This is a genomic window from Acinetobacter sp. HY1485, assembly GCF_027568475.1.
Taxonomy (GTDB): Bacteria; Pseudomonadota; Gammaproteobacteria; order Pseudomonadales; family Moraxellaceae; genus Acinetobacter.
Genome location: NZ_JANKZG010000014.1, coordinates 30,813 through 41,339 on the forward strand (window position 1 = coordinate 30,813; position 10,527 = coordinate 41,339).

Sequence of the window (10,527 nt, forward strand, 5' to 3'; positions counted from 1 at the left end):
TTATATGCAAGAAATTGATATTGGTGATTTGGCAGATAGAGTGCAATGCTCAACGGCTACACTTCGTTTTTATGAGGAAAAAGGTTTAATTAAATCTATAGGGCGTAAAGGATTAAGACGGCAATATTCAATAAATACGATTCATATTGTTGCTTTAATTAAATTGATGAAAAATGGTGGCTTATCTTTAAAGGATATTCAAAATATTTTTATAAAAGATCAAAAAATTAAAGTAAATCAAGATATTTTAGAGATAAAAATGAGTGAAATGGTATCAAAAGTCCAAACACTGCAACGTTCTTTAGAAGTGCTTAAGCATATTCAATCGTGTCCATATCCTGAACATATGGAATGTCCTGAGTTTCAAAAACTTATTTCAATTAAAAATACATAACTTTTGAGCCTGAGGCATACCTACATTGGCATGAATAGAGTACGGCGATTTGTAAGTTAATAGCCAGATCTTTGATAAAATTGAATAAGTTTTTGTCATGCAGAGAAAATAAATTCTGAATTCATCAATAGAATAATGAACAAAGGCATATTTTTCAGCATACTGTAATCGCTGTTTACCTATACCTTTATTTTGAAATTTTTGATGAGTGGTCAGCATACCGATATAACAATATATAGAATGAAACTTGAGGTAAACACAACTAATTAATTCATTATTAAATTGCATTACAAATAAATCAGAACGCGCTGTCATCAATGCTTTAAGTTGATTGATATCAATTCTTTGACCTGTAACTAGGTCTGCTTCTGATGTCCAACCACGCAAAGTTTTGGAACGATAAGCCGTGTTAACTAATTCTAAGATATAAGGCAGATCGGTAGAGATGGCTTTTCTAAATTGATATGTATCCATTACGTTTCTTTTAATTTTCAAAATAAAAATAAGGTCAAAGGTACAAGTGAAAACATCAATAAAATTCACTGTTTTTTGTCGAAACAAGTGTTAAAAATCAAGCTATAATGATGTAAAACTATCCAAAATAAAGTGGATACTTAGTCTAGTGATGACACTTTATTTTACTTACAACTTTAGTGGAAATGCGAATGAACACGGTTGCAGCACAGCAAGATCAACCTTTGGTTGGAATTATAATGGGTTCCCAATCGGACTGGGCAACATTAGAACATACTGCAAATATGCTTAAACAATTAGGCGTTCCCTTTGAAGCAGAAGTGGTTTCTGCGCATCGTACACCAGATCGTTTATTTGAATATGCAGACACGGCGCGTGATCGTGGTATTCAAGTGATTATTGCAGGTGCAGGCGGTGCGGCACATTTACCAGGTATGTGTGCAGCAAAAACAGATTTACCTGTATTGGGTGTACCTGTTAAATCTTCTATTTTAAATGGCGTAGATTCATTGCTTTCAATTGTACAAATGCCCGCAGGAATTGCAGTCGGTACGTTGGCAATTGGTCAGGCAGGTGCAACTAATGCGGCAATTATGGCAGCACAAATTTTAGGTTTAACACGCCCTGAAATTGCACAAAACGTGACAAAATTCCGTGAAGCACAAACACATAAAGTTGCAAGTAATAATATTCCTGGACAAGCATAACTGAGGTAGATATGGATAAGACCATCGGTATATTAGGTGGTGGGCAGCTCGGACGCATGATGGCACAGGCGGCTTTACCCTTAAATATTCAATGCATATTTTTAGAAGATCAAGCCGATTGTCCTGCCTCGCAGTTAGGTCAAGTTTTTCCTCAAAATACTATTCAAGATTTTGCACAGCAAGCAGATGTATTTACCTTAGAGTTTGAAAATACATCTGTAGAATCTACAGACTATCTTACACAAAACAAAGCTATGTTTCCGCCACGTTTGGCTTTAGCAACGGCGCAAAATCGCTTACTTGAAAAAAGTTTATTTCAGCAATTAGATATTCCTGTTGCGCCATTTTGTGGTGTAGAAAGTTTAGATGAGTTAAAGCAAGCAGTAGAGCAACTTGGACTACCTATTGTGGTGAAAACTGCTATGGGTGGATACGATGGTAAAGGACAATTTGTGGTTAAGGATAAAACCCAAATTGATGAAGCATGGCGTGTACTGAGTTATGCCAAAACCTTAATTGCAGAAAGCTTTGTGAACTTTTCAAGAGAAGTGTCTATTATTGCTGTCAGAGGGCAAAATGGCGAAGTGAAAACGTGGTCACTTGCCGAAAATCATCACCACCATGGGATCTTGTCGCATTCTATTGTGCCTGCCCCACAAAGTGATGATTTACAGCCAATAGCACAAGACTACATTACACGATTACTTAATCATTTAGATTATGTAGGTGTACTCACGCTTGAGCTATTTGTCACTTCTGATGGTTTATATGCCAATGAGATTGCACCGCGTGTTCATAACTCAGGACACTGGACAATTGAGGGTGCTGTTTGCTCGCAGTTTGAAAATCATATTCGTGCAGTTGCAGGTTTACCTTTAGGCTGTACAGACACAATCCGCCCAAACGTGATGGTCAATATTATTGGTGAGTATCCCGATAAAGCAAAAATTTTAGCGTTAGATTGTGTGCATTTGCATTTATACAATAAAGAAGAGCGAGAAGGACGCAAGATAGGACATCTTACAATTATGCCTAATCAAGCAGAAGAACGCTCTAATTTATGCCAACAATTAGCAACTCTTTTACCACAGCCTTTGGCTCTAACAGTAGATATGAAGATTTAATCTAAGTTTCTATAAAAAAGCAGATAGTTTTAGCTATCTGCTTTTTTTATGGCTTGTGGATAAGCCTGATGAATAAATTGTGGATAAATCTTATAAAATTAGGTAAAAAACTTTGAATTTAAAAATAGAAATTTAAATTTAAAACAATTAAACGCTAGGATATATCGTAAGAATAGTTTTGGATATGATAAAAATATTTCAAGGCAAGAGCTAAACGCTCTTAGCTCTTATTATTTAAGTTCATAAATTTTCTTTACTCTATTGGCTTGATAACTAACCTGAATCACTTATTAAATATTTTGACTAAAGCAATAGGCTTTACTTTATCTAAAACATTATTTAGATGATTTTTAAAAGAAATCTATACCCATACTTTGTTTTCATCATTCAAAATTAAAATTACTTCCTCTAGAGTTAATAAAAGAATTTGAAGTTATGTTTCAAAGAGGAAATCTTAAAATGAGATACATATAATTTCAAATCTATTCAACTGTATAAATTACTGTTTTATCTATATTTAAAGTATTTTTTATCGCCTAATTTACAAAAATTCAAGATTAAGTAAATGAAAAGGATATTCTTGATATCATAATTTTTTAAAACTATTTTTGAATGGCTAATATCTGAAGAATGCTTTGAATAGAGAAATATACCATCCGTAGCTATATACAAACTATTTTTTAAATTCAAAACAAGAATAGTCTATTTAAATTTAAAACTTTGCATTAAATTAATCAGTAAATGATATCAACCAACACCTAGCTAAATGGTTTCTAAAAATGAAAAAATATCTTGTTATCTGTGTCAGTCTAATTTTATCTGCATGTGCAACGTCAGAAGTGAAAGTTGTAGAAACAAAAAAATTAACACCTGTTACGCCTCCACCCTTGCCAACGCAGTTACCCACATCTGTGCCTAAGTTATCCACACCTACACCTAGATTACCCACAATAGCTGATAGTAACTTTAAAAGTTGTTTAATCAATTTGCGTGCATCTGCCTTAAGTGCAGGTGTTAATCCAAATACTTATGATCAGTACACACAAAATTTAGCACCTGATTACTCTATTTTAGAAAAATTAGACTATCAGCCTGAATTTTCTACGCCTATTTGGGACTATTTATCTGGTCTAGTAGATGAAGAGCGTATTCAAACTGGGCGCCAAAAACTATTACAGTACCAAAATGAATTGGTACGTATTTCCCAAATATATGGTGTACCTGCTCAAACGGTGGTTGCAGTTTGGGGCGTAGAAAGTAACTTCGGCACAATTGGAGGAAAATACCCACTTCTACAAGCACTTGGTACGCTCAGTTGTGAGGGGCGTCGTCAAAGCTATTTCCGTACAGAGTTTTTTGCCACAATGAGAATTTTACAACGTGGGGATTTAACGCAACAACAAATGGTAGGTTCATGGGCAGGCGCCTTTGGACAAACACAATTTATGCCATCAACTTATGAGCGTTTAGCTGTCGATTTTGATGGCGATGGGCGTCGTGATTTAGTTTCGAGTGCACCTGATGCATTAGCTTCAACGGCAAATTTTCTAAAAAAAGCAGGTTGGCAAACAGGAATGCCATGGGGCTTTGAAGTAAAGATTCCACAAGGAATGTCTATAGCAGGCGAAAGTCGAAAAAATAAAAAGCCACTTTCAACATGGATTAGTAAAGGTTTAAAACGTGTAGATGGTGCGCCAATACTACAAGGAAATTTAACTGAATCATCTATGGCAGGGTTGATGTCACCTGCAGGTGCAAATGGTCCTGTATTTTTAGTTTTTAAAAATTTCGATGCAATTTATGGCTATAATGCTGCCGAAAGTTATGCACTGGCTATTGCACATTTATCAGATCGTTTAGAAGGTAAGCCTGCATTTCAAACTGCTTGGCCAACGGATGATGTAGGGACTTCTCGAGCAGAACGTCGTCAAATTCAAAATTATTTATTGGCAAAAGGCTATGACATTGGTGCAGCAGATGGCTTGATCGGTGATAAAACACGTCAGGCAATTAAGAATGAACAAATGAAAATGGGGCTTGCACCAACAGGGCGCGCAGGTCAGTTATTTTTAAATGCAATTAAGCGTTAAATAAAAAAAGCCTCAGCTAAAACTGAGGCTTTTTTCTTAAAAGTTTGCGCGATCAATTTTGGCGGCATCTAACATATCAAAAATGACTTGGGTAACATCATAAGATAGATCACGGTCGTTAAAAATTTCATGTGCCGTAATGGTAATATCCGTCTCGCTAGGTAATTCTTTTTGTTCTTCTTCAATTAAAAATTCAATCGGCATCAATGTATGGTAAATTTTTAATGAGGTTAGGTCTTCGTATTTAATATTCTCATCTTCTAACTCAATCATTTCTTTATTAAAAGCAGGTAATAAAAGAGAATGTAGATAAGATGTTAAGTTTTCTATATTAAATAATTCAATATCTCGTTTTTCTTCAATTTTACTAATATGGTCGTTGGCTTCAATAATAATATGATAAAAGCTCACATAGATCTCCAAACAGACAAGTTATAGGTCTAAAAATAGCATAAAAATGAATATGATCAGTTGATGCTTACAAATGTTTAATTAAAGGAAGTACAAACTGTTCTGTAAGCGGTGCTAAAGGTAAATTTTGTATATTGTCGGCATCAATCCATTGAATATCTGCAATTTCCGCACAGGCTCGTGGCTCACCAAATAATTCAACATAAAACAAGTAAGCTTTTAATTTAAAGTTGGCTTCATTGGCTGCTTGTGTTTCGATACATCCAAAATCTTTTAAGATGTTTGCTTTTACTAAAATTTCTTCTTCAATTTCTCTAAGTAGACTTTGTTGAGGTGTTTCGTTTGCTTCTAGCTTTCCACCAATTTGCATATAAAATTCGGTATTTCTTTTTCTGGCAACCAGTATTTTTTTTTGATCATTTAAAATAATAGCGGCTGATACTGTAATTACTTTATTTTCCCAATCTATGCTCACATCTAATCTCCATTTTTATAGTGATTATAATTCAAATACGATTAGGCTTGGTTAAGTGCTAAATTTTTTAATTATTGAATATTGAGTCATATCCAAATATTACATATTTGTGCAATCAGTATTTTTTACAAAACAAAAAGTAAGTCTGCCAATATAGCTTTAGAGTGTTTGTATTTTCTAAGTATTATTCAGGTTTATTGGTTCTTAACGTTTCATAACATAAGGTTAAGAAAGATAACATTTAAATTTATTTTGTAAATCATACACTTAAAATGGTGGGGTTATTTTTTTAACCATATGTATGTTTTGTCCTACAGACGTTAAGTGCAAATTTAGTTATCTTAGCTTTACCCAAACAAGAAACAAAAAATGATAAAAATAGATAATTAAAAAAAGAACGAGGGTACAGAAAAACCTCTTTGTGATGACATGCCACAAAGAGGTTTTTCTTATTGTATATTTTTCTTTTTGAGTAAAAAGCGAATTGAATTATCGACACAGTATGCAATTAAGCAACCTGTTGCACAGTAAAAAACTCTAAAAAGCGCGCCTTCAATGGTGTGATGTGAAACATCATAAACCGTTACAATTAAAAAGCCTGCTAAAGCAATACCACAATATTCGGCATGTTTTAAAAGTACACATAAAGTAGTGGTAACTAAAATACCAATCACTAAAAATAAATATTCAATATTGATATACATAGGGTAGTGAAAAGAAATTTTATACAAAATCAACCATGTCAAAACCCCTAAAACAGAACCAATTAAGTTACCGATAATTTGATTAAAATTTACTTTGTTTTTTAAATCTGATTGAATTGAAGAAAAAGCAGTTAAAGAACCCCAAAGAAAAAAATTAGAAATTTGATCTTTATTAAAAAAGATAGAAATACAGGTAATAATTAAGCCACAACATAAAATTTTGCTGATATAAATTATTTTTTCGAAACGAGCTAATTGCATCTTTTTACAGGTGATAAATTTTGTAGATCAGTCTAATAAAAAAACCGCACATAAAGTGCGGTTTTTTTGAAGCCGATAAATTATTTTTTATCGTCTTTTACTTCTGTAAACTCAGCATCTACAACGCCATCATCTTTCTTTTGTTGACCTGCATTACCTTGTTGGTTGAATGCATTTGGATCAAAACTTTCAGGACCAGGTGCACCTTGTGCTTGTTCGTAAGCACGTTGTGTAATTGGCATTAAAATGTTTTGTAATGCTTCAGTTTTTTCTTTGATTACATCAGCATCGTTTTCTTTAGTTGATGCTTCAAGCTCAGAAACAGCAGCTTCTACCGCAGTTTTTTCGTCAGCTGTTACTTGCTCGCCTAAGTCTTTTACTGCTTTGTTAGCACTAGATACTAATGCATCTGCTTCGTTACGTGCTTTAGCAAGCTCTTCAAACTTACGGTCTTCTTCTGCATTTGCTTCAGCATCTTGAATCATAGATTCAATTTCAGCATCAGATAAACCAGAGTTTGCTTTAATTTGGATCGACTGCTCTTTACCAGTGCTCTTATCCTTTGCAGATACTTTTAAGATACCATCAGCATTGATATCAAAAGACACTTCAATTTGCGGTGTTCCACGTGGAGCAGGCGGAATATCACCTAATTGGAAGTTACCCAACAATTTGTTTTGTTGAGCCATCTTACGCTCACCTTGGTAAACAGAAATATCTACCGCAGGTTGGTTATCAGCTGCTGTTGAGAATACTTGAGATTTCTTCGCAGGAATCGTCGTGTTTTTCTCAATAATTGCAGTTAACACACCACCCATTGTTTCAATACCAAGTGTTAAAGGTGTTACATCTAAAAGCAATACGTCTTTTTTATCGCCTGCTAATACTGCACCTTGAATTGCAGCACCTACAGCAACTGCTTCATCAGGGTTCACGTCTTTACGTGGCTCTTTGCCAAAGAATTCTTGTACTTTTTGCTGTACAAGTGGCATACGAGTCTGACCGCCCACCAAAATTACATCAGAAATTTCGCTGTTAGATAAACCAGCATCTTTTAATGCAATACGGCAAGGCTCTAACGTACGTTGTACTAAATCACCAACTAAGCTTTCTAATTTAGAACGTGTTACGTTAATCACTAAGTGCTTAGGACCAGACGCATCAGCAGTGATGTACGGTAAGTTAATTTCTGTTGAAGTAGAAGAAGAAAGCTCAATTTTTGCTTTTTCAGCAGCTTCTTTTAAACGTTGTAACGCTAAAGGATCATTTTTAAGGTTAACATTTTGATCTTTTTTGAACTCTTCTACTAAGTAGTCAATTAAAGCCGTATCAAAATCTTCACCACCTAAGAATGTATCACCATTTGTAGACAATACTTCAATTTGTTGGTCGCCATCTAAGTCAGCAATTTCAATGATTGATACGTCAAACGTACCACCACCTAAATCGTAAACAGCAATTTTACGATCGCCTTCTTTTTTGTCCATACCAAACGCAAGTGCCGCAGCAGTTGGTTCGTTAATGATACGTTTAACATCAAGACCTGCAATTTTACCTGCATCTTTTGTTGCTTGACGCTGTGCATCGTTGAAGTAAGCAGGAACTGTAATAACAGCTTCTGTTACTGCCTCACCTAAATAGTCTTCCGCAGTTTTTTTCATTTTTTTCAAAATTTCTGCAGACACTTGTTGAGGTGCCAATTTTTTATCGTTTACATCAACCCAAGCATCGCCATTGTCTGCTTTGATGATTTTGTATGGTACAAGACCAATATCTTTTTGTACTGCTGAATCTTCGTAACGACGACCAATTAAACGCTTAATTGCGAATAATGTGTTTTTAGGGTTGGTTACCGCTTGGCGTTTTGCACTTTGACCTACTAACGTTTCGCCATCTTTATACGCAATAATAGATGGTGTTGTACGTGTGCCTTCTGCGTTTTCAATTACTTTTACTTTATCGCCTTCAAGTACTGCAACACATGAGTTGGTTGTACCTAAATCAATACCAATGATCTTAGCCATTAATACATTCCTCAAATTTTTTTAAATGTTTTTGCTATGCATCTGATATAAGAGTTAATTTATTTTTTTCAAGTAAAAAATTTTAAAAAAATAAAAAAACACCCAAAATTATTGACCTACGGTTACCATTGCAGGGCGAAGTAGGCGACCTGAAAGCGTATAACCTTTTTGTAATACGTTACCAATTTCGCCCGCTTTGGCTTCAGGATCAATTCCAACAGCCTGATGCAAATCTGCATTAAAACCATTTTCCGTATCAACAGCCACAACCGCATGTTTTTCTAAAGTGGTTAAAAGTGACTTTAATGTCAGCTCAACACCTTCGCGTAATGGTGTTTGTTCTTCGCCTGCTGCTGTAATTGCACGCTCTAAATTATCAACAGAATCAAGTAAACCTTTAGCAAATTTTTCTAAGGCAAACTTTTTAGCATTATCCGCTTCGCGTTCTAAACGCTCTTTTACTTTTTCTGCATCGTAAACTGCATTGGCAGCACGCGCTTTTTCTAACTTTAAACTTTCAGTTAACTTGGTGATTTGTTCTTGCAAATCTTCAATGCTAACTTCTACTTGCTCAACCACTTCGTCAGTTTGTTGCTGTTCTACGTCTGCTTGGTTTTCTTGAGCGGTGTCTTTTTGCTCATTAGCCATTGATGATCTCCGTTTAAAAAGTTTTTCAAACATGTACAGTCCTTAATTGGCGATCAGCTGATAACTGCATGAATCCTGAACTGCCATGAAAATACAAATCTATTAAATTAAAAAATCGGGGCGAATCAAGGAAATTCAAGCGCAAAAATTGAAATTTTCTACATCACTATTCATAAACAAAGCATGATTTATAAATTTAGAAAAATATATAATGACGTTTTAATAACAACAAAAATACGGATTTTTGACTCAAATATATTACTATTTATAGATAGATTAAGGCTTCACGTGAAATAACTTTTAAATGTCAGGTATAAAGATGAAAAAACAAATTGGTTTATTAATCGCAACAGCAGCGATAAGTATCACATCATTCGCTAATACATTTGTAAACATGCAAACATCACAAGGCAATATAGAAATAGAACTTTATGATCAGCAAGCCCCAATCACGACACAAAATTTTTTGAACTATGTAAAAAGTGGTTTTTACCAAGGAACTACATTTCATCGAGTTATCCCTAACTTTATGATTCAGGGTGGTGGCTTTGATAAAAATCTTCAAGAAAAGAAAACAGCTGCACCTATTAAAAATGAAGCATCTAATGGAGTTAAGAATACACGTGGCACAATTGCAATGGCTCGTACCAACGATCCAAACTCAGCAACAAGTCAATTCTTTATTAACACTGTAGATAACCAACCACTCAACCAAAGCACATACGATGCAGGCTACACCGTATTTGGTAAGGTGGTTAAAGGTTTAGATATTGTTGATAAGATTTCAAATGTAAACACCACTACTAAAGGTATTTACCAAAATGTTCCAACAAACCCAATCCAAATTGAAAGAGTGCAGATAATAGGCAAAAACACATCAAAATAAATTATTTATAAAAAACAATAACTTGATTTATTGTTGTGTGATTTATAGTACAAAAAAAAGACGCTTGTAAGGAAAATTTAAAAATAAGCTTGTCAAAGAAAAAAAACGTCCTATAATGCACCCCATACCGACGCGATACAACGAAACGCTGATGTGTTTTGGAGTGTTGTGTTGATGCTTTTCGCTGACGAAGTGAGAAGAAATCATTAAGAGAATTGAAGAACAACTTGTGTGGATTTTTACTGATTGATCACTGATAAATTAAAATCATTGGTTACAATTAGTAAGAATTTACTCGAAAATTTATTTGAGCGAATATTGCTAGTAAT

At 34.4% G+C, this 10,527-nt stretch carries 11 protein-coding genes; 5 read left to right on the forward strand and 6 right to left on the reverse strand.

The window, feature by feature from the left end:
- Positions 1 to 4 precede the first annotated feature (4 nt).
- Positions 5 to 394: a MerR family transcriptional regulator gene (locus PCI70_RS11430; protein ID WP_269915467.1), complete on the forward strand. Its 390-nt coding sequence runs from the start codon at positions 5 to 7 to the stop codon at positions 392 to 394.
- Here the strand turns inward: PCI70_RS11430 and PCI70_RS11435 are convergent.
- A complete protein-coding gene (locus PCI70_RS11435) occupies positions 377 to 868 on the reverse strand; it encodes a GNAT family N-acetyltransferase (protein WP_269915468.1) in 492 nt (163 codons plus the stop codon). The two genes, PCI70_RS11430 and PCI70_RS11435, sit on opposite strands and share 18 nt — an antisense overlap.
- Before the next feature lie 191 nt (positions 869 to 1,059).
- Here PCI70_RS11435 and purE point away from each other — a divergent pair, with 191 nt between their 5' ends.
- From purE to PCI70_RS11450, 3 genes are all read left to right on the forward strand, one after another.
- Positions 1,060 to 1,575, forward strand: coding sequence for a 5-(carboxyamino)imidazole ribonucleotide mutase (purE, locus tag PCI70_RS11440; RefSeq protein ID WP_269915469.1), 516 nt, complete (start codon positions 1,060 to 1,062; stop codon positions 1,573 to 1,575).
- Between the two features lie 11 nt (positions 1,576 to 1,586).
- Positions 1,587 to 2,699, forward strand: a complete 1,113-nt coding sequence (locus PCI70_RS11445) for a 5-(carboxyamino)imidazole ribonucleotide synthase (RefSeq protein WP_269915470.1) — start codon at positions 1,587 to 1,589, stop codon at positions 2,697 to 2,699.
- A gap of 779 nt (positions 2,700 to 3,478) precedes the next feature.
- Positions 3,479 to 4,789, forward strand: coding sequence for a lytic murein transglycosylase (locus PCI70_RS11450; protein WP_269915471.1), 1,311 nt, complete (start codon positions 3,479 to 3,481; stop codon positions 4,787 to 4,789).
- 36 nt (positions 4,790 to 4,825) lie between these two features.
- Here the strand turns inward: PCI70_RS11450 and PCI70_RS11455 are convergent, their stop codons facing one another.
- From PCI70_RS11455 to grpE, 5 genes are all read right to left on the reverse strand, one after another.
- A complete protein-coding gene (locus PCI70_RS11455; RefSeq protein ID WP_269915472.1) occupies positions 4,826 to 5,200 on the reverse strand; it encodes a hypothetical protein in 375 nt (124 codons plus the stop codon).
- A gap of 67 nt (positions 5,201 to 5,267) precedes the next feature.
- Positions 5,268 to 5,675, reverse strand: a complete 408-nt coding sequence (locus PCI70_RS11460; protein WP_269915473.1) for an NUDIX hydrolase — start codon at positions 5,673 to 5,675, stop codon at positions 5,268 to 5,270.
- Between the two features lie 449 nt (positions 5,676 to 6,124).
- Complete coding sequence (locus PCI70_RS11465) at positions 6,125 to 6,640, reverse strand: FUSC family protein (RefSeq protein WP_269915474.1); 516 nt, start codon at positions 6,638 to 6,640, stop codon at positions 6,125 to 6,127.
- Between the two features lie 80 nt (positions 6,641 to 6,720).
- Positions 6,721 to 8,664 carry a molecular chaperone DnaK gene (dnaK, locus tag PCI70_RS11470; protein WP_269915475.1) on the reverse strand — a complete coding sequence of 648 codons (1,944 nt, stop codon included), beginning with the start codon at positions 8,662 to 8,664 and terminating at the stop codon, positions 6,721 to 6,723.
- A gap of 108 nt (positions 8,665 to 8,772) precedes the next feature.
- Complete coding sequence (grpE, locus tag PCI70_RS11475; RefSeq protein ID WP_269915476.1) at positions 8,773 to 9,345, reverse strand: nucleotide exchange factor GrpE; 573 nt, start codon at positions 9,343 to 9,345, stop codon at positions 8,773 to 8,775.
- 286 nt (positions 9,346 to 9,631) lie between these two features.
- Here grpE and PCI70_RS11480 point away from each other — a divergent pair, with 286 nt between their 5' ends.
- Positions 9,632 to 10,198, forward strand: a complete 567-nt coding sequence (locus tag PCI70_RS11480; RefSeq protein ID WP_269915477.1) for a peptidylprolyl isomerase — start codon at positions 9,632 to 9,634, stop codon at positions 10,196 to 10,198.
- Positions 10,199 to 10,527 lie beyond the last annotated feature (329 nt).

Bases quoted from the DNA above. Each gene is read 5' to 3' on its own strand.
- PCI70_RS11430 (WP_269915467.1), top strand. From the start codon at position 5: ATGCAAGAAATTGATATTGGTGATTTGGCAGATAGAGTGCAATGCTCA.
- PCI70_RS11435 (WP_269915468.1), bottom strand. From the start codon at position 868: ATGGATACATATCAATTTAGAAAAGCCATCTCTACCGATCTGCCTTAT.
- purE (WP_269915469.1), top strand. From the start codon at position 1,060: ATGAACACGGTTGCAGCACAGCAAGATCAACCTTTGGTTGGAATTATA.
- PCI70_RS11445 (WP_269915470.1), top strand. From the start codon at position 1,587: ATGGATAAGACCATCGGTATATTAGGTGGTGGGCAGCTCGGACGCATG.
- PCI70_RS11450 (WP_269915471.1), top strand. From the start codon at position 3,479: ATGAAAAAATATCTTGTTATCTGTGTCAGTCTAATTTTATCTGCATGT.
- PCI70_RS11465 (WP_269915474.1), bottom strand. From the start codon at position 6,640: ATGCAATTAGCTCGTTTCGAAAAAATAATTTATATCAGCAAAATTTTA.
- dnaK (WP_269915475.1), bottom strand. From the start codon at position 8,664: ATGGCTAAGATCATTGGTATTGATTTAGGTACAACCAACTCATGTGTT.
- grpE (WP_269915476.1), bottom strand. From the start codon at position 9,345: ATGTTTGAAAAACTTTTTAAACGGAGATCATCAATGGCTAATGAGCAA.
- PCI70_RS11480 (WP_269915477.1), top strand. From the start codon at position 9,632: ATGAAAAAACAAATTGGTTTATTAATCGCAACAGCAGCGATAAGTATC.